General features: G+C 40.4%; 18 protein-coding genes. 14 read left to right on the top strand and 4 right to left on the bottom strand.

Going from position 1 to position 17,627, the window contains the following annotated elements; genetic code table 11:
* Window positions 1-39 precede the first annotated feature (39 nt).
* Window positions 40-2,859, bottom strand: a complete 2,820-nt coding sequence (locus JOC31_RS06010) for a GBS Bsp-like repeat-containing protein (protein WP_205017258.1) — start codon at window positions 2,857-2,859, stop codon at window positions 40-42.
* Between the two features lie 132 nt (window positions 2,860-2,991).
* On the opposite strand from JOC31_RS06010, the gene JOC31_RS06005 reads away from it, so the two are divergent.
* The 7 genes from JOC31_RS06005 to JOC31_RS05975 all read left to right on the top strand — a co-directional run bounded on the left by JOC31_RS06005 (window position 2,992) and on the right by JOC31_RS05975 (window position 8,641).
* Complete coding sequence (locus JOC31_RS06005) at window positions 2,992-5,124, top strand: Tex family protein (protein ID WP_205017257.1); 2,133 nt, start codon at window positions 2,992-2,994, stop codon at window positions 5,122-5,124.
* Window positions 5,111-5,539, top strand: coding sequence for a SprT family protein (locus JOC31_RS06000; RefSeq protein ID WP_205017256.1), 429 nt, complete (start codon window positions 5,111-5,113; stop codon window positions 5,537-5,539). The genes JOC31_RS06005 and JOC31_RS06000 overlap by 14 nt, the downstream gene beginning before the upstream one ends.
* An 81-nt stretch (window positions 5,540-5,620) precedes the next feature.
* Window positions 5,621-5,896 (top strand): PspC domain-containing protein, encoded by a 276-nt coding sequence (locus JOC31_RS05995; protein ID WP_205017255.1) that lies wholly within the window; start codon window positions 5,621-5,623, stop codon window positions 5,894-5,896.
* Between the two features lie 159 nt (window positions 5,897-6,055).
* A complete protein-coding gene (gene hprK, locus JOC31_RS05990) occupies window positions 6,056-6,988 on the top strand; it encodes an HPr(Ser) kinase/phosphatase (protein ID WP_205017254.1) in 933 nt (310 codons plus the stop codon).
* Complete coding sequence (lgt, locus tag JOC31_RS05985) at window positions 6,985-7,761, top strand: prolipoprotein diacylglyceryl transferase (protein WP_205017253.1); 777 nt, start codon at window positions 6,985-6,987, stop codon at window positions 7,759-7,761. Before hprK ends, lgt begins: the two co-directional genes overlap by 4 nt.
* 42 nt (window positions 7,762-7,803) lie before the next feature.
* On the top strand, window positions 7,804-8,181 hold the full coding sequence (locus JOC31_RS05980; RefSeq protein ID WP_205017252.1) for a DUF948 domain-containing protein: 378 nt from the start codon (window positions 7,804-7,806) through the stop codon (window positions 8,179-8,181).
* A 25-nt stretch (window positions 8,182-8,206) separates the two neighbouring features.
* The gene (locus tag JOC31_RS05975) at window positions 8,207-8,641 is read left to right on the top strand and encodes a YtxH domain-containing protein (RefSeq protein WP_205017251.1); all 435 of its coding nucleotides are present in this window, start codon (window positions 8,207-8,209) and stop codon (window positions 8,639-8,641) included.
* Window positions 8,642-8,842: 201 nt separating this feature from the next.
* Here JOC31_RS05975 and JOC31_RS05970 read toward each other — a convergent pair whose 3' ends face one another.
* On the bottom strand, window positions 8,843-9,127 hold the full coding sequence (locus JOC31_RS05970) for a DUF3270 family protein (RefSeq protein ID WP_205017250.1): 285 nt from the start codon (window positions 9,125-9,127) through the stop codon (window positions 8,843-8,845).
* A gap of 214 nt (window positions 9,128-9,341) precedes the next feature.
* Here JOC31_RS05970 and JOC31_RS05965 point away from each other — a divergent pair, with 214 nt between their 5' ends.
* The gene (locus JOC31_RS05965; protein WP_205017249.1) at window positions 9,342-10,271 is read left to right on the top strand and encodes a peptidase U32 family protein; all 930 of its coding nucleotides are present in this window, start codon (window positions 9,342-9,344) and stop codon (window positions 10,269-10,271) included.
* Window positions 10,272-10,378: 107 nt separating this feature from the next.
* Window positions 10,379-11,665 carry a peptidase U32 family protein gene (locus JOC31_RS05960; RefSeq protein WP_205017248.1) on the top strand — a complete coding sequence of 429 codons (1,287 nt, stop codon included), beginning with the start codon at window positions 10,379-10,381 and terminating at the stop codon, window positions 11,663-11,665.
* Window positions 11,666-11,951: 286 nt separating this feature from the next.
* Here the strand turns inward: JOC31_RS05960 and JOC31_RS05955 are convergent, their stop codons facing one another.
* Window positions 11,952-12,266, bottom strand: coding sequence for a hypothetical protein (locus JOC31_RS05955; RefSeq protein WP_205017247.1), 315 nt, complete (start codon window positions 12,264-12,266; stop codon window positions 11,952-11,954).
* A gap of 101 nt (window positions 12,267-12,367) precedes the next feature.
* On the opposite strand from JOC31_RS05955, the gene JOC31_RS05950 reads away from it, so the two are divergent.
* From JOC31_RS05950 to JOC31_RS05935, 4 genes are all read left to right on the top strand, one after another.
* The gene (locus tag JOC31_RS05950) at window positions 12,368-12,583 is read left to right on the top strand and encodes a YdbC family protein (RefSeq protein ID WP_205017246.1); all 216 of its coding nucleotides are present in this window, start codon (window positions 12,368-12,370) and stop codon (window positions 12,581-12,583) included.
* A 62-nt stretch (window positions 12,584-12,645) separates the two neighbouring features.
* The gene (locus tag JOC31_RS05945; RefSeq protein ID WP_205017245.1) at window positions 12,646-13,398 is read left to right on the top strand and encodes an HAD family hydrolase; all 753 of its coding nucleotides are present in this window, start codon (window positions 12,646-12,648) and stop codon (window positions 13,396-13,398) included.
* Window positions 13,399-13,567: 169 nt separating this feature from the next.
* Window positions 13,568-14,179, top strand: a complete 612-nt coding sequence (locus tag JOC31_RS05940) for an NAD-dependent epimerase/dehydratase family protein (RefSeq protein ID WP_205017244.1) — start codon at window positions 13,568-13,570, stop codon at window positions 14,177-14,179.
* Between the two features lie 75 nt (window positions 14,180-14,254).
* A complete protein-coding gene (locus tag JOC31_RS05935; protein ID WP_205017243.1) occupies window positions 14,255-14,791 on the top strand; it encodes a 2'-5' RNA ligase family protein in 537 nt (178 codons plus the stop codon).
* A gap of 212 nt (window positions 14,792-15,003) precedes the next feature.
* Here the strand turns inward: JOC31_RS05935 and lysS are convergent, their stop codons facing one another.
* Complete coding sequence (gene lysS / locus JOC31_RS05930) at window positions 15,004-16,494, bottom strand: lysine--tRNA ligase (protein ID WP_205017242.1); 1,491 nt, start codon at window positions 16,492-16,494, stop codon at window positions 15,004-15,006.
* Between the two features lie 146 nt (window positions 16,495-16,640).
* On the opposite strand from lysS, the gene JOC31_RS05925 reads away from it, so the two are divergent.
* Window positions 16,641-17,543, top strand: a complete 903-nt coding sequence (locus tag JOC31_RS05925) for an HAD family hydrolase (RefSeq protein ID WP_205017241.1) — start codon at window positions 16,641-16,643, stop codon at window positions 17,541-17,543.
* The last annotated feature ends 84 nt before the right edge of the window (window positions 17,544-17,627 follow it).

The raw sequence follows: 17,627 nt of genomic DNA, 5'->3' as shown, positions 1-17,627 counted from the left end.
TTATTTATATTATGTAGCAAGGCATAAACTACTGACGATTTAAGCGTCAACAATTTTGATGAATGGAGCACCAACACCTGCTGTATCGATACGATCTGTTGATTGTTCTTTCCAAAGGGCATTGATGGCGTACCAACCGACATTTCCTTGTGTGTAAGGATCATAGACGTAGGTATTTCCGTTCGAATACCCCTTTAGAACAAGTTCATGAGTACCTGAGGAGACAAATTTATCGTACTGTACCGCTGCTAAGACATGGTGACCTTCTTTGAGAGCGGTAATCAGAGCGTTTTGACTACCAAGTGGTGTTGCAGTCATTCCCCAAGCTGATGCAGCTTCTAGAATTCCTTGTCCTGATGTTCCTGCAAATGATTTGTTGAATTCGCTAGTATTATTGTAGAGGTAGTTAGCGACATCTGTAGGAAGTACGGTTTTGTCCGTTAGGCTTGAAAAGACCATAGCAAGTGAGGTCGGTACACATCCAGAATAAGATAGAGAGTAGTTTCCATAGCGGTTGCCACCCCAGCGGGCATCGCGTTGATTGTAATAAGGTGTCGTAAAGTCTGTTTGGTCAACTGTAAAAGTCGTCGATGTCAAAAAGGTCATCGTGTCATGATCTTTTTGATAGACATGGATAGAATAGTCTCCAGTTCCTTTGTGATTAGCTACATTGATAGTACCAAAGGCACGATCACCAATTTGTTGGCTGTTGTACCAGATGATATCATCTTGGTCATTGATATTTGACCAGACAGCGTAGAGTACCTCGCCAGAAGAAGTAATGTTAGAGATGGTAACGTTATAGATTCCAGTTCCTGTATAAGCGACGGCTACACTAGCATCGGCTTTAGTTTTATCAAAATGGAATTGACCAACATTTGTTCCATTGGTATTGCCATCAGTTGTTGTAACATAAGCGTGAATCGTGTAGGTACCAGCTAGATTGTGGTGGTATTTTTCATCGACAGTTACGATGATTTTGCCGTTAACCACTTGACTGCTTGAGTACCAGTGGAGGTTAGCTTGGTTATCCTGAGACCAAGCTGCGACATTGACAGACTTAATTGTCTTAGAGTGATCTGTTTCAGTAATCACGATTTGGATAGTACCATTGGTAGCATCATAATTTTGATAACTGACACCTGGTTCTGTTAATGTTATTCCCTCCTGTGAGACATCAAAACCAGCGGTTGCTGTAAGCCCAACTAATCCTTTTGTAACCTGGCTGTGTCCATAAACGTGAACGTTATAATGACCGGTATCGAAATTGTGATCTTTTAATGAAATAGTAGCGGTGTAGTTTCCTTCACCATCAGTCTGTGTTGAAGTCCATTTAATATCATCCTGGTCGTTTTTGCTTGACCAAACCGGTAAACTAATATCGGTAATGTAACTGGGTACATCACTAACAGTAACCTTGTAAGTGGTGTCATCAACCTGGGTAATTGCTGTTTTGACATGAGGTTCGGTGATAGAGATTGTACTTGTATTTAATCCAATCATACTACCATTAACAGCAGCATAGGTATGAATGTTATAAATACCGTAGTCTCCAGTATAGTCAACGAGGGTTTTCCCAGATTTATCAGCAGTATACCATTTAAGATCATCTTGCCCATTTTTTTCAGACCAGACTGCATGCATAATGGTAATATTGGCTGCTAAGTCGGCAGATAATGTTAGTTCGATTCCTTTTGAAGTTGCCGTAGGAGTCACCGTCACCTCCCCTACTTGGAGTTGATTGTCAAATCCGTTCGTTGCAAGTCCAACTAAACTTTGGGTGATCTGATTATAGCCGTAAACATGAACGTTGTAGTGACCATATTCGAGATGGTGTGTTGCTGTTGAAATCGTCGCAGTATAAGTTGATGAAGAGCTTTGTTCTGCTTCATGCCAGATAATGTCATCTTGTCCATTAGCCTCTGTCCAAGTCGGAAGACTAACATTAGTAATGTAAGAAGGAACATTTGACACAGTAACTTTGTAGCTAGTTGAAGAGACTTTCTCAATTGAAGTCGTTACTTTAGGCTCAGCTACGATAAAAGTTCTAGCATTGAGACCAGTCATTTGCCCATTCACAGATTGGTAGGTATGGATATTGTAAGTACCGAGACTTTTGTGATTGGATAGAGGAACATTTACAGCTCCCTTAGAGTCTGCCTTGTACCATTTTAGATCATCTTGATCTCGTTCTTCAGACCAAACCGCAAAGAGTAACTGGGCATTTGAAGCAATGGTTTGATTATATTGGAGATTGAGATTAGCTCCGTGGAGACTGACAGATGTGACAACAGTTGGATCTACTGGAGCTGTAGCAGCTGATAAGTCAAGATTACCATTATCATCTTGTAGTCTGTCATCGGAACTAGGAGTTGTTTCAGCTTGATGACTTGCTGTCTCAAGGCTGGTGTTGACTTTTGCTTGTGGCTCTTGTGAAACAAGATTTGGACTTATCTGTTCTAGAACTGAAGAAGTTGTCTGGTCATCTTGTTGTGTGATAGGTGTTTCTTGTTCCTGATATGATGGGAGATTTGGTTCCTCACTAGTTGTTTTTTCAAGGTTGTTAGTGGAGGGCTCTTCAGAACTTGTTATTTCAGTTGGTTGCAATTCCTCTGTCACTTCAGTTACTTCTGAAGTCTCAGCTATAGGTTCCTGAGTTTGAATCTCGGAACTGGTGGTGTTACTAGTAAGATTAGAAGTCTCTGTTATTAGATTAGAGATTTGGTTATCATTGGCGACAGTGCTTGTTTCATCGGCTGAAGCTTTATAGGAGAAACCTAATAGAGCTGTTGCCAATACAACACCGCAAAGACCATAGGACCTAGATTTCTTAAAACCAAAATATTCTTTCTTTTTCATGAAAAACTCCTTATCATGTTAATTTACCTTTATTATAACACATTTCAATAGAAAATCTAGTTATTTTCTGACTATTCACATTTTAGGGTTGTTGTTTTGGGCTGGACTTGAAATTTGATATAATGAGGTATTATGGAAAACAAAAATATAACACGCATTGCTCAAGAATTAGAGCTGACAACTAATCAAATTGAACAGGTATTGAGCCTGAGTGCCGAAGGCAATACCATCCCCTTCATTGCCCGTTATCGTAAGGAAAAGACTGGGAATTTGGATGAAGTTCAGATCAAGGCTATTATTGACCGAGACAAATCATTGACAGCCTTAGCTGAACGTAAAGAAACGGTTCTTGCTAAGATTGACGAACAAGGAAAGTTGACACCAGTCTTAAAAGCAGCTATTGAGACTGCAGAGAAGTTAGCAGATGTTGAGGAACTCTACCTACCTTATAAGGAAAAACGTCGTACCAAAGCAACCATCGCGCGTGAAGCAGGTCTCTTTGATTTGGCGCGCTTAGTCCTACAAAATGTAGCTAATTTACAAGAAGAAGCAAATCAGTTTACCTCAGAGGATTTTCCAACGGCAGAAAAAGCACTAGCAGGTGCGGTAGATATCCTTGTAGAAGCCATGGCTGAGGATGCCAACTTAAGATCTTGGACTTATAATGAAATGTGGACTCACAGTCGCATCGTATCTCTTCTAAAGGATGACAGTCTGGATGACAAAAAGGTCTTTCAGATTTATTATCAATTCTCTGATCAAGTATCAAAAATGCAGGGCTACCGTACACTCGCTCTCAATCGTGGTGAGAAATTGGGTGTTCTTAAAGTCTCTTTTGAACACAATACAGACTACATGTTACGCTTTTTTGCGGCTCGCTTTAAAGAAAAAAATGCTTATATTGAAGAAGTGGTTAGCCAGGTTGTCAAAAAGAAAATTGTACCCGCTATGGAGCGTCGTATTCGTACAGAATTGACAGAAGCCGCTGAAGATGGTGCCATCAGCTTATTCTCAGAAAACTTGCGCCATCTTCTTTTGGTATCGCCTTTAAAAGGCAAGGTAGTCCTTGGATTTGACCCTGCCTTTCGTACGGGTGCCAAGCTGGCAGTGGTTGATCAGACAGGGAAATTACTCACAACACAGGTAATTTATCCTGTGCCTCCTGCCAGTGCCTCAAAGATTGCGCTAGCTAAAAAAGAACTGGCGCAGTTGATAAAGACCTATCAGGTGGAGATTATTGCTATCGGTAACGGAACAGCAAGTCGTGAGAGCGAAGCCTTTGTAGCAGAAGTTCTCAAGGATTTCTCAGATGTTAGTTATGTCATTGTTAATGAAAGCGGCGCCTCAGTCTATTCAGCGTCAGACTTAGCCCGTCATGAGTTTCCAGACCTTACTGTCGAGAAGCGCTCTGCTATCTCAATTGCCCGTCGCCTACAAGACCCTTTGGCAGAACTGGTAAAAATCGATCCAAAATCAATTGGTGTCGGTCAGTACCAGCATGATGTGAGTCAGAAAAAACTGACTGAGAATCTTGATTTTGTTGTGGATACTGTGGTCAACCAAGTCGGTGTTAATATCAATACTGCTAGTGCAGCTTTACTCAGCCACGTTTCAGGATTGAATAAGACCATTTCGGAAAATATCGTTGCCTACCGTGAAGAAAATGGGGCGTTGACCTCTCGAGCTCAGATCAAGAAAGTACCTCGCCTAGGTGCTAAGGCATTTGAGCAAGCAGCAGGATTTTTACGTATTCCAAATGCAAAGAATTTCCTTGATAATACAGGCGTGCACCCAGAGTCTTACCCAGCAGTCAAGCAACTCTTTGACCTACTTGATATCAAAGAATTGACGGATCAGTCTAAGCAAAAATTAACTGGTCTTGATGTGACGAAAACGGCTGAAAAGCTTGCTATCGGTAGCGAGACCTTGACAGATATCATTGCTGACCTGTTGAAACCAGGTCGAGATCTTCGAGATGACTTTGAAGCACCTATCCTTCGTCAAGATGTCTTAGACTTGAAAGATCTTGAGATAGGTCAAAAATTGGAAGGAACCGTACGTAATGTTGTTGATTTCGGCGCCTTTGTTGATATCGGTGTACACGAAGATGGCTTGATTCATATCTCAGAGATGAGTACAACCTTTGTTAATCACCCTAGTCAAGTGGTCTCAGTAGGAGACGTGGTGACAGTCTGGGTCTCAAAAGTGGATCTTGAACGTGGCAAAGTAAATCTTTCTTTGGTATCTCCTCGTGAATCTAACTGAGTATGTTTGTCAGGTGTCAATAGAGGATTTTGGGAAGCCATTTTGCCATCAAGCCATGTGGAATAGTAGATTGAGAACAACAGGTGGTCGTTTTTTTCCTAAAGACGGGCATTTGGATTTTAACCCCAAACTCTACCACACTTACGGTCTTGAGGTCTTTCGCCGTATTGTGCGTCACGAACTGTGTCACTATCATCTGTACTACGAGAAAAAAGGCTATCGCCATGCTGATTCTGATTTTAAAACCTTGCTTCGACAAGTTGATGGTTTACGTTATGCCCCGTCAATACCATCGCAGAAAGTCGCTTATCAGTACCGTTGTCAGCAGTGTGGGCAGACTTATGCCCGGAAGCGTCGGGTGGATACGTCAAAATACGCCTGCGGTAATTGTCATGGACGATTGGAGCTTATTTAAAAATCGGTCCCGAGTCTGATAGTATTTTTACCCTAAAAAACGTATACTTAAAGTAACAAAGGAGACTAGAAAGGAATCATCATGAAGGAAAAATTTTACAAACAACGTCATCAAAGATTAATTGCTGGTGTCTTAGCTGGAATCTGTGATCGTTACGGTTGGGATGTCAATCTTGTGAGAGCTCTTTACGTTATTTTCTCTCTATTTACCGATGGTATCGGCTTCGTTTTGTACATTGTTTTGGCTATCTTCCTTCCCTACAAGGAAGATAGCATTCGAGATGAATTTGGAACTGGTCCTCGAAGACGCAAGGATGCTAAAATTATCAAAGATGATAAGGATGGCTGGTACTGGTAATCCTTCTATCTATAAGAGAGTGTTAACTTAGAGTTATGTTTTTATCGCCACATATCTTCTGTGGTGATTTTTGTAAATATCTTGAAAATAAGTTAGCGCTTTCTTTTCTTGCCCAATCATGCTATAATGAGAGAAAATAATTGAGAAAAGAGAATTGCTATGGTAGTTACGGTACAGATGCTCGTTGATAAGGTCAAACTAGATGTTGTTCATGGCACAGCAGAAGCATTGGCAAAAAAAATAACCACATCAGATATTTCACGTCCAGGGCTTGAGATGACAGGCTATTTTGACTTTTACTCACCCGAACGAATTCAGTTAGTTGGTATGAAGGAATGGTCTTACTTAATCGCCATGACGCCACATAACCGCTACTCTGTTTTGAGAGCTATGTTTAAGCATGAGACACCTGCTATTATTGTAGCGCGTGGTCTTGATGTTCCAGAAGAGATGCTAAAAGCTGCTGAGGAAGAAGGGATTGCGGTTCTTAGCAGTCATCAGCCTACTTCGGGTTTGTCTGGTGAGATTTCTTGGTATCTTAATTCTCAACTGGCAGAGCGTACAAGTGTCCATGGTGTTCTCATGGATATCTATGGTATGGGTGTCTTGATTCAAGGAGATTCTGGTATTGGTAAGAGTGAGACTGGTCTTGAGTTAGTCAAGCGTGGTCATCGACTTGTCGCTGATGATCGTGTTGATGTTTACGCTAAGGACGAAGAAACACTTTGGGGCGAACCTGCTGAGATTTTGCGTCACCTATTAGAAATTCGAGGAGTTGGTATCATTGATATCATGAGCCTATACGGTGCAAGTGCTGTGCGTAACTCTTCTCAAGTGCAGCTGGCTATCTATCTTGATAATTTCGAAAAAGGCAAGGTCTTTGACCGCCTTGGAAATGGCAATGAAGAAATTGAATTGCAGGGCGTTAAGATTCCACGAGTTCGCATCCCTGTTAAGACTGGGCGAAATGTCTCAGTTGTCATTGAAGCGGCAGCGATGAACCACAGAGCAAAACAGATGGGATTTGATGCAACCAAGACTTTCGAAGAACGTTTAACAAACCTGATTACTCAAAATGGTGAAGACGAATGATAAATCCCATTGCTTTTCAACTAGGACCATTTTCAGTTCGTTGGTATGCGATTTGTATCGTATCTGGCCTTTTGTTAGCAGTATATCTAGCTATGAGAGAAGGGGCAAGAAAGAACATTAGCTCTGATGATATCTTGGATTTTATTTTGATTGCTTTTCCAATCGCGATTATAGGAGCTAGACTTTATTATGTCATCTTTCAGTGGGACTATTATAGTAAACATCTAGGCGATATCATTGCGATTTGGAATGGTGGAATTGCGATTTATGGTGGTTTACTAACAGGAGCACTTGTTCTTTATGTCTTTTCAAGATCACGTTTCATTTCTCCGATAGACTTTTTAGATATTGCTGCACCAGGTGTGATGATTGCTCAAGCTATGGGAAGATGGGGAAACTTTTTCAACCAAGAAGCCTACGGTAAGGCAGTGTCATCTCTGAATTATCTGCCAAGTTTTATCAAAAATCAGATGTTTATTGAGGGTGCTTATCGGATACCAACCTTTCTTTATGAGTCTGTTTGGAATCTCATTGGTTTTGCTATCATCTTAGCTGTTAGACACCGTCCAGGATTTTTAAAACAAGGGGAAATCACCTTTTTCTATTTGATTTGGTACGGTTGTGGGCGTTTTGTCGTTGAAGGCATGAGAACTGATAGTTTAATGTTGGCAGGACTTCGTGTGTCGCAGTGGCTGTCAGTAGTACTTGTTATTACAGGCCTAGCCTTACTGATTTATAGACGTCGTCAAAAGCAGACCCCAAACTATTTATAAAGCAGCTAAAACTATAAAACGAAAGAAAACTGAGGAATAGATATGATTGAAATTGCGGTTTTAATAATCGCCCTTGCTTTTGCTGTATTAGTTATTGCACTTATTATGCTCTTGAATAAGGCATCAAAAGCAATCGACGAAGCAACGACAAGCCTTCGAGTCTTGACAAGTGATGTCAACGTGACCCTGCATCAAACCAATGATATTTTAGCTAAAGCTAATGTACTGGTTGAAGATGTTAATACTAAGGTATCAACAATTGATCCTTTGTTTGTTGCTATAGCAGACCTGTCTGAGAGTGTGTCAGATTTGAATACCCAAGCACGAAGTATTGGGCATAAAGCAGGCTCAATAGGAAAAGTCGGAGCTGTTACAGGAGCAGCTAAAGTAGCATCAAAATTGTTTCGAAAATCAAAATAGTCACTAAGTGTAAAGGAGACCTATTATGAATAAATTCTTAAAAACAGTAATTGTTAGTGCGACAACAGGAGCAGCGGCAGCTTACTTCTTTACTACCAAAAAAGGAAAAGAAGTTGCTGAAAAAGCAACAGACCTCTATAAGGACTATAAGCAGGATCCAGAAAGCTACCATCAACTTGCTAAAGAGAAGGTTAATGAGTACAAAGAAGTCGCTGTGGATACCTTCAATGACTACAAAGAAAAGTACGAGAATGCTGACTTTAGCAAAGAAGATTTACTAGCAGCTGTCAAAGAAAAATCTGGTCAGGTTAAAGATTTTGCGACAGAGACTCTTCAATCGGTAAAAGACGTCACAGAAGATACTAAAGAAGAAGTCTCTGCTCAAGTTGATGATATTGTTATTGACCTTGTAGAAGACCAACCGTCTTCAGATACTGACAAGACACAAGCTGATGCCTAAAGTATCGAATGATTTAAATACAAATGATTAGATAGCACTTCAAAGAGGACGATCAATTTATCTTTGGAGTGCTATTTTGATAGAATAAGAAAAGGAATGCTCTTTTCTGACAAGGTCAGAGAAGAGCATTCCTTTATTATGAATACGATAATAGTTGATGCTTAGACTGCTTTGTTCTTCAAAGAAGTAGTTGCAAAACGCTCAATGTCTCATAGATAGGACAAAGTAGTAAAGCGTTGACGTTAGTGCCAAGCTAAGCAAGAGTGCAATTGGAAAGGCTAGGAGCGGTCGGACAGAAAGGACCAGTAGGATAAAGCTAATCAAAACAGTGAAAATTGAGAAAATAGCAATACGGGCAAAAAAGAGGAGTTCGCGAAATTTAGCGTTATTACGATTGATTTCTTGGTATTCACGGTAACGTTCTTCTTGAGCACCTTGCTTTTGGGTATCCTCAACTGGAGTCTCAAACTGCTTTTCGAGTGCCATACAACCTCTCCTTTCTAACTAAAATTAAGATTTTATCAATTGTTACAAAATCCTTTACTATCATACCATAAAAATAAGCAAATAACAGTCCAAACTTAATAAAAAATCAAAAATCCATCTTAAGTCCTAGTTTTTATTTAGAATGGTTATTAACAAGTTAAAAAATCCTCTTAATTTTGGTTTAGCTTGGTCAAAGTATGATATAATCTTACTTATGGAAAAAATTGTTATTACTGCGACAGCAGAAAGTTTAGAACAAGCGAAAGCCCTTTTGGAGCTTGGTGTTGATCGTATCTACGTTGGTGAGATGGCCTATGGTCTTCGTCTGCCAAAGAATATGACTTTTCCAGAGCTTCGCAAGGTAGCTGAGCTTACGCACAGTTATGGTAAGGAATTAACCGTTGCTGTTAATGCCCTCATGCACCAAGATATGATGGACGCTTTACCGGATTATCTTGACTTCCTTGAAGAGATCAAGGCTGACTACATCACAGTCGGCGATGCAGGTGTCTTTTATATCTGCAAGCGTGACAATCGTCCATTCAAGACGATTTACGATGCGTCAACTATGGTAACGTCTAGCCGTCAGATTAACTTCTGGGGAAAAACGGCTGGTGCTTCTGAGGCAGTCTTAGCACGTGAAATTCCGTCAGCAGAACTCTTTGTCATGGGTGAGAAGCTAGAAATTCCAGGTGAAGTCTTGGTTTATGGTGCTAGCATCATCCACCACTCAAAACGTCCGCTGCTTCAAAACTATTATAACTTCATCAAAAAAGATGAGCGTATCACCAAGGATCGTGACCTTTTCTTGGCTGAGCCTAGTGATCCAGATTCTCACTACTCTGTTTATGAGGATAATCACGGGACGCATATCTTTGCCAATAATGATTTGGACATGATGACCAAGTTATCTGAGTTGGTGGCGCATGGTTTTGACCATTGGAAACTTGATGGTGTGTACACCTTGGGTGACAACTTTGTCAAGATTGCTGAATATTTCGTCAAAGCACGTGACCTTATTATGGCTGGTGATTTCAGCCAAGATCAGGCTTTCTTGTTTGATGAAGCCATTCGCAAACTTCACCCAGCCAACCGTGGCTTGGATACTGGTTTCTACGAATACGAGCCAGACCGTGTCAAATAAAAACCAGTCTTTCTAGTCTGGAGTTACTATTTCAGGGGACTAGAAAGCCAACAAATAGCTTTGCTATTTCTCAATATCTTAACTTATCTTGCAAATAGGAGAAGAACATGTCAAATGTAAAAAAACGTCCTGAGGTGCTTGCACCCGCTGGGACCTTGGAAAAATTGAAAGTTGCCGTTGATTACGGTGCAGATGCTGTTTTCGTCGGTGGACAAGCTTACGGACTTCGCAGCCGTGCTGGTAACTTTTCAATGGAAGAGATGCTTGAAGGGATTAATTACGCTCACGAGCGTGGCGCTAAAGTCTATGTTGCTGCCAATATGGTTACCCACGAAGGAAATGAAGACGGTGCTGGCGCATGGTTCCGTGAGTTGCGTGATATGGGACTTGATGCGGTTATCGTGTCTGACCCAGCCCTCATCGAGATTTGTGCGACAGAGGCACCAGGCCTTGAAATCCACCTGTCAACACAAGCCTCAGCGACCAACGTTGAAACTTTCCACTTCTGGAAAGAATACGGGCTAACGCGTGTTGTTTTGGCGCGTGAGGTGTCAATGGAAGAATTGGCTGAAATTCGTCGTCGTACAGATATCGAAATCGAAGCCTTTGTTCATGGTGCTATGTGTATCTCTTACTCAGGTCGTTGTACGCTTTCAAACCACATGAGTGACCGTGATGCCAACCGTGGTGGCTGTTCACAGTCTTGCCGTTGGAAATACGACCTTTACGATATGCCTTTCGGTCAGGAGCGTAAGAGTATTCAAGGGGAAATTCCAGAAGAATTTTCAATGTCAGCCGTTGATATGTCTATGATTGACCACATTCCAGATATGGTTGAAAATGGTGTGGACAGTCTTAAAATCGAAGGACGTATGAAATCAATCCACTACGTTTCAACAGTTGCTAACTGCTACAAGGCTGCTGTAGATGCCTACATGGAAAGCCCAGAGAAATTTGAAGCCATCAAACAAGACTTGATCGATGAAATGTGGAAGGTTGCCCAACGTGAATTGGCAACAGGTTTCTACTATGGTACCCCATCAGAAAACGAGCAACTCTTCGGTGCTCGTCGTAAAATTCCACAATACAAATTCGTCGGTGAAGTCGTTGCTTTCAACAAAGATAATATGACAGCAACTATTCGTCAGCGTAACGTTATCATGGAAGGTGACCGTGTTGAGTTTTACGGACCAGGTTTCCGTCACTTTGAATGCTTTATCGAAGACCTTCATGATGCTAAAGGCAACAAGATTGACCGTGCCCCAAATCCAATGGAACTGTTGACCATTACTGTACCTCAGGAAGTTAAAGCAGGGGATATGATCCGTGCCTGCAAAGAAGGTCTCATCAACCTATATCAAAAAGATGGCACAAGTAAAACTGTTCGTGCATAATAACAATAAAGAGAGTAGGACAGTGACTATCAGGAAGATGTTTTAGCAACCCAAGTTAGAAAGTTGATTTATTAGACTTGTTCGGTAACTAAGTGAGTTCATTTTAAAATAACTGATACAAATAAGTTTGTGAAATGTTATTGTCCCAAATTTCAGGCTATCCGAACAAGTCTATTATGTCGACCTTCTTCTATCACTGAGCCTACATAAACTAACCATATTAAAACGAGTCTGAGACCACAGGGTCCCAAACTCGTTTTTTCTATTTATCTGTTGATTGATGATACTATTTTTGTGATTGTGATTTCGAGATGGTTTCAGGAATCAAAGTAATACGGTCAATATCTGTGAGCGAGATAATGGCAGAAAGATTATTTTGGATATTTTTCAAGATCACTTTGCCAGCTGACTTATCATAACGGATAATATTACCAGTGAAGCTTTTCTGGTGGTAAATGACATGAATAGCAGCTTGCTGGTGAAGGGCATCTTGAAGGGCTTTTATGACTTGGTTTTGCTTGATATTAACAGGAGCAGCTTTTTGAGAAGTGTTAAAAAATTGTTTAATCTCATGTTTTAGAGTCAACCAAATGTTTTTCATAGAAATCCCTTTCAAAAATTGATACAATAATTGTACACTATTTTTAAAAAATAATCACTTTTTTTCAAAAATTTACGAATAATATATATGGAGGAAAGATTATGTCAGAATTTAAATTTGAAATCGTTGAAAAACTACTTGTGCTTTCAGAAAATGAAAAAGGTTGGACAAAAGAGTTGAACCGCGTTAGCTTTAATGGAGCAGAAGCAAAATGGGATATCCGCATGTGGAATCCAGATCACACCAAGATGGGCAAGGGCATTACCCTAACTCAAGAAGAATTCCTAGTTATCCTAGATGCCTTTAGACGTCGTTAAGAGCAAGCTGATTGGTTATGACCAGTCAGCTTTTTGCTATAATAGAAGACAAAGGAGACCTTATGTTAGCTTATAAGAACTATATTTTTGACCTGTACGGAACCCTAGTCTATATCGAAACAGATGAGGAGTCGCTTGATTTTTGGAAGGCAATAGCAGAGCTATACGGCAGTATGGGGGCTATCTATGAAGCGAATGACTTGAAAAAAACGTATCTCCAGCTAGTCGCTGACGAAGAATCCAGACAATCCGAGGCATGCCAGTTAAGCCATGTCGAAATTGACTTGTTACAGGTTTTTAAGAGACTCTATATAGAATGCCCTAACAGAGATAGCATCAGTTGGGATCCAGATCTAGAGACGGCTAGCAGGCTAATGGCGACAGCCTTTCGCATTCAGTCTCGAAAGGCACTTAGAGCTTATGATGGTACACTTCCAGTGTTAGCCTATTTAAAATCTCAAGGGGTAAAGATATTTCTCCTGTCAAATGCTCAGTCGGCTTTTACCCTCCAAGAGATTAAACAGACAGGTCTCTATGACTACTTTGATAAGATTTATATCTCTTCTGATTATGGTATAAAAAAGCCTCAAGCTCAGTTTTTAGAACAAGTCCTTAAGGACAATCAACTAGAAATCAAAGATAGCCTCATGATTGGCAACGACTTCACAACTGACATTGCCATCGCAGATCATCTTGGAATGGCAAGTCTCTTTATCAATAGCTTTGGCTACGACGACAAAGACTTAGAGGAAAAGAACATCAGCAAGGTCCCTGTCATAGATGAAATCGGAGATATGATAGGACGAATAAAGTAAAGAAATAAAAAGACCGTATTAATGTCATTTAATCAGGAAAAACATTTTTTAAAACACCTTAGCAAGTCGCTAATAAGATGTTTTTTAGTTATAGGAGTTTGATATCACTTTTTTGATGAGGTCATGCTATAATAAGGGATATTTTAATAGAGAAAGCTGGAAATCTATCATGAAGATTGTGATTGCAGGTGGGACTGGCTTCGTGGGTCAAGCTATAATAGCAAGATTGTTGAGAGAAGATGTGGAGATTCATTGTATCTCAAGAAGTAAGCCGTCCTCTATTCATCATCAAAGGATAAAAAATCATATCCTGGACCTCGGAGATTCAAAACAACTAGATGACCTCGTGAAGGATGCGGATTGGGTCATTGATACGATTGGGATTTTACGCGAAAAGCCAAGTCAAAATATCACTTATGACAATAGCAGCTGGCAACCAGCCAAGTACCTGATTGATGCTGTGAAAAGTCAAACTAAGCCAAAATTTTTGTTTATATCTGCCAATTTTGCTCCAAGAGTTTTGAATGACTACATGTTAACAAAGAAACGTATCGAAACCTATGCTCATGAGCAGTTAGGAGAGCGATCAAAGATAGTTTATCCAGGAATTGTATACGATAAAGAAAAGCCTATTACCTTTATCATGGGAAGTCTATTAAGTTACGCCACTTTTATTCCAATAGTCGCAAGGATAAGACCCATCAAACGCAAGGACCTAGCCAGGGAAATTGTAAAGATTGTACTTGGGCAAAGTAGTGATTTGCAAACGAGATTGGACTAGTCAGTGATCGTTTAGTTTTAGGAGATAGAGTAGTGGGAAGCGGGTTACGGTAGGAAATTGTAAGGAGGATAAGTTATGTATGCTTTAGTGATGTGTTTAGATCATAAATCTCAAAAGGAGGTTAAGAAAGTTTGGAAGCAACTTGCTGCAGAAAGTTTATCTCACTATGCTTATGAGGTTAGGGAACGTGAGCCTCATGTTACCTTAGCATCATTTGACTATCTAGATGAGACCATATTAAAAAATCTTAGCTTATTGACTAGAAAAACTGATTGTTTGAGGGTTAAGATTAGTCATATAGGAGCATTTGTTGGAGCACCTATGATAACACTTAATATTGATAAATCAAAAGATTTAATTTATTTTCATGAGCAGGTTCATCAGATTTTGGAAACTATCGTTGATAAGAAGTCTTTATATAGTCCTGCTAATTGGTTACCCCATATTACCTTTGCTAATCGTATATCACATGATAAACTAGAGAAAGTATTTAATCGATGCCATGATTTTTGGAAGCTAAAAGAAGTTGATATTTTAAGTCTGAAAGTTATTGAGATAGTAGTGGATGAAAAACTTATAAATGTGGTTGCGGAATTTAAATTAAAAAAATAGCTTGAGATTTGTTCTCGAGCTATTTTTATTTGAGCAAGTCACCTAGAAACAGAAAGTGGCTTGAATATATTGTGAAGTAGTCGTTCGCAGTGGCCCCACACTTACTTCATCGTAGGGAGTCAAATTATCCAGTGGATAATTTGAGCAAGTCACCTAAAAACAGCAAGTGACTTGAATGTCTTGTGAATTCGTTGTTCGCAAACAACTCAAACTTATTTCATCGTAGGGAAAAGGAGCACATCACGGATAGTTGTTGTATCTGTGAGGAGCATGCAGAGACGGTCGATACCGATACCGAGTCCACCTGTTGGTGGCATACCGTACTCAAGTGCCTCAACGTAGTCGTAGTCAATACCAGTCGCCTCGTCATCACCAAGTTCTTTGGCAGCCGCTTGCGCTTTGAAGCGTTCCAATTGGTCAAGTGGGTCATTAAGCTCAGTAAAGGCATTACCGTACTCTTTAGTCATGATGAAGAGCTCGAAACGGTCAGTGAAGCGTGGGTCTTCTGGATTTTTCTTAGCCAGTGGAGATACAGCAACTGGGTGACCATAAACAAAAGTTGGTTGGATAAGGGTTTCTTCAACAAATTCCTCAAAGAAGGCATTGATGATGTGACCAACTTCAGTGTAGTGTTTTTCAACTGGGACTTTTTTCTCTTTGGCAATAGCTGACGCTTCTTCAAAGGTCATGTCAGCCCAGAAGTCAACGCCAGTGATTTCCTTGATAGCATCCACCATGTGCACACGTTTGAATGGTTCGTTAAGCTTGATTTCAGTTTCTTGGTAGATAACTGGCTCATCACCTTTAACAGCTTTAGTCACGTGTTGGATAATGCCTTCTGTCAAGTCCATGATGTCTTTGTAGTCAGCATAGGCTTGGTAAACCTCGATAGACGTGAATTCAGGGTTGTGAGTGGCATCCATACCTTCGTTACGGAAGATACGCCCAATTTCATAGACACGTTCCATACCACCAACGATAAGGCGTTTCAAGTGAAGCTCAGTTGCGATACGAAGTACCATGTCAATGTTTTGCGCATTGTGGTGAGTGATGAATGGACGAGCAGAAGCCCCACCAGCCTCATTGTGAAGGACAGGTGTCTCCACTTCTAAGAAACCAAGTCCGTCTAGGTAACGGCGAATTTCTGAGATGATCTTTGAACGTGTGACGAAACGGTTAAAGCTATCGCGATTTGAAATCAAGTCCAAGTGACGTTTACGGTAGATGGTTTCGATATCTGTCAAACCGTGGAATTTTTCAGGCAATGGACGGAGTGCTTTAGACAAGTGTGTGATGTGAGTTGCTTTGATAGAAAGCTCACCCATATCAGTACGCATCACTTCACCTTCGATTCCAAGGAAATCGCCAAGGTCAGCTTTTTTAAAGATTTCATAGTTCTCTTCGCCAACGGTATCTTTACGAACGTAAAGTTGGATTTGACCATCACGATCTTGGATGTGGGCGAATCCTACCTTACCTTTTCCACGTTTAGTCATCAGACGACCAGCAACGATAGCTGTTTCGTTGATGTCGTGCAATTCTTCTTTTGTTTTATCTGCGTATTGTTCTTTGAGTTGACCAGAAGTGGCTGTGCGCTCGAAACGCTTACCGAAAGGATCAATTCCTTGTTCAGCCAAAGCCGTCATTTTTTCGCGACGGACAATCTGTTGGTCGTTCAATTCTTCCATGTGTTCGTTTGACATCTTAGTCCTCCAATAAATAGTCCTATCTATTGTATCACAAAATAGCCTAGAATACACTTATTTATTTCAGGCTTGTGTTTGAAAAACCCTTTCAAAAATAGTATAATGAACTGTATTTTGAAAATTGGTTGAAAGAAAAGAGAAACATGATTACATCTATTGTTTTTGACGTTGATGATACGATTTACGATCAGCAAGCACCTTATCGTATCGCTGTGGAGAAGTGCTTTCCAGATTTTGATATGTCTCATATCAATCAGGCTTACATTCGTTTTCGTCATTACTCCGATATTGGTTTTCCAAGGGTAATGGCTGGCGAATGGACAACAGAGTATTTCCGTTTCTGGCGTTGTAGAGAAACCTTGCTAGAGTTTGGTTATCCTGAGATTGACGAAGCTACTGGTAAGCATTTCCAAGAAGTCTATGAGCATGAGTTGGACAATATCACCATGCTTGATGAGATGCGTATGACGCTTGATTTTCTCAAGTCAAAAGGTGTCCCAATGGGCATTATCACAAATGGTCCAACAGAGCACCAACTGAAAAAAGTCAAAAAACTAGGTCTTTATGACTATGTTGATCCAAAGCGTGTTATTGTTAGTCAGGCGACTGGCTTTCAGAAACCAGAAAAAGAGATTTTCAACTTAGCAGCGGAGCAATTTAACATGAACCCAGCAACCACCCTCTATGTCGGTGATTCTTATGACAATGATGTCATGGGGGCGAAAAATGGCGGTTGGCATGCTATGTGGTTTAACCACCGTGGACGTACTCTAAAGGCTGGTACCAAGCCTGTTTACGATGTTGCCATTGATAACTTTGAACAACTTTTTGGTGCTGTTAAGGTTCTCTTTGACCTTCCAGACAATAAATTTATCTTTGATGTTAACGATAAGAAGAACCCTATCCTTGAAATGGGGATTAACAACGGTCTCATGATGGCAGCAGAGCGTCTTCTTGAGAGCAATATGAGTGTAGATAAGGTTGTGATTTTGTTGCGTTTGAGTAAGCAACAGGAGAAAATCTTACGCATGAAGTACATCAAATAACATGACAAACGTGACCAATCATCGCATTTTGGTTATCGTTGATGGGAGGTTGGATTTCCCGACCTTTTTAGTTATTATGGAGGA

The sequence above is a fragment of the Streptococcus saliviloxodontae genome (assembly GCF_016908655.1).
Taxonomy (GTDB): domain Bacteria; phylum Bacillota; class Bacilli; order Lactobacillales; family Streptococcaceae; genus Streptococcus; species Streptococcus saliviloxodontae.
This window is presented reverse-complemented; position numbering and strand designations above follow the sequence as displayed.

What these genes read in the sequence shown, in the direction of transcription:
- JOC31_RS06010 (WP_205017258.1), bottom strand. Translation starts at nt 2,859, where the DNA reads ATGAAAAAGAAAGAATATTTTGGTTTTAAGAAATCTAGGTCCTATGGT.
- JOC31_RS06005 (WP_205017257.1), top strand. Translation starts at nt 2,992, where the DNA reads ATGGAAAACAAAAATATAACACGCATTGCTCAAGAATTAGAGCTGACA.
- JOC31_RS05995 (WP_205017255.1), top strand. Translation starts at nt 5,621, where the DNA reads ATGAAGGAAAAATTTTACAAACAACGTCATCAAAGATTAATTGCTGGT.
- hprK (WP_205017254.1), top strand. Translation starts at nt 6,056, where the DNA reads ATGGTAGTTACGGTACAGATGCTCGTTGATAAGGTCAAACTAGATGTT.
- lgt (WP_205017253.1), top strand. Translation starts at nt 6,985, where the DNA reads ATGATAAATCCCATTGCTTTTCAACTAGGACCATTTTCAGTTCGTTGG.
- JOC31_RS05980 (WP_205017252.1), top strand. Translation starts at nt 7,804, where the DNA reads ATGATTGAAATTGCGGTTTTAATAATCGCCCTTGCTTTTGCTGTATTA.
- JOC31_RS05975 (WP_205017251.1), top strand. Translation starts at nt 8,207, where the DNA reads ATGAATAAATTCTTAAAAACAGTAATTGTTAGTGCGACAACAGGAGCA.
- JOC31_RS05970 (WP_205017250.1), bottom strand. Translation starts at nt 9,127, where the DNA reads ATGGCACTCGAAAAGCAGTTTGAGACTCCAGTTGAGGATACCCAAAAG.
- JOC31_RS05965 (WP_205017249.1), top strand. Translation starts at nt 9,342, where the DNA reads ATGGAAAAAATTGTTATTACTGCGACAGCAGAAAGTTTAGAACAAGCG.
- JOC31_RS05960 (WP_205017248.1), top strand. Translation starts at nt 10,379, where the DNA reads ATGTCAAATGTAAAAAAACGTCCTGAGGTGCTTGCACCCGCTGGGACC.
- JOC31_RS05955 (WP_205017247.1), bottom strand. Translation starts at nt 12,266, where the DNA reads ATGAAAAACATTTGGTTGACTCTAAAACATGAGATTAAACAATTTTTT.
- JOC31_RS05950 (WP_205017246.1), top strand. Translation starts at nt 12,368, where the DNA reads ATGTCAGAATTTAAATTTGAAATCGTTGAAAAACTACTTGTGCTTTCA.
- JOC31_RS05945 (WP_205017245.1), top strand. Translation starts at nt 12,646, where the DNA reads ATGTTAGCTTATAAGAACTATATTTTTGACCTGTACGGAACCCTAGTC.
- JOC31_RS05940 (WP_205017244.1), top strand. Translation starts at nt 13,568, where the DNA reads ATGAAGATTGTGATTGCAGGTGGGACTGGCTTCGTGGGTCAAGCTATA.
- JOC31_RS05935 (WP_205017243.1), top strand. Translation starts at nt 14,255, where the DNA reads ATGTATGCTTTAGTGATGTGTTTAGATCATAAATCTCAAAAGGAGGTT.
- lysS (WP_205017242.1), bottom strand. Translation starts at nt 16,494, where the DNA reads ATGTCAAACGAACACATGGAAGAATTGAACGACCAACAGATTGTCCGT.
- JOC31_RS05925 (WP_205017241.1), top strand. Translation starts at nt 16,641, where the DNA reads ATGATTACATCTATTGTTTTTGACGTTGATGATACGATTTACGATCAG.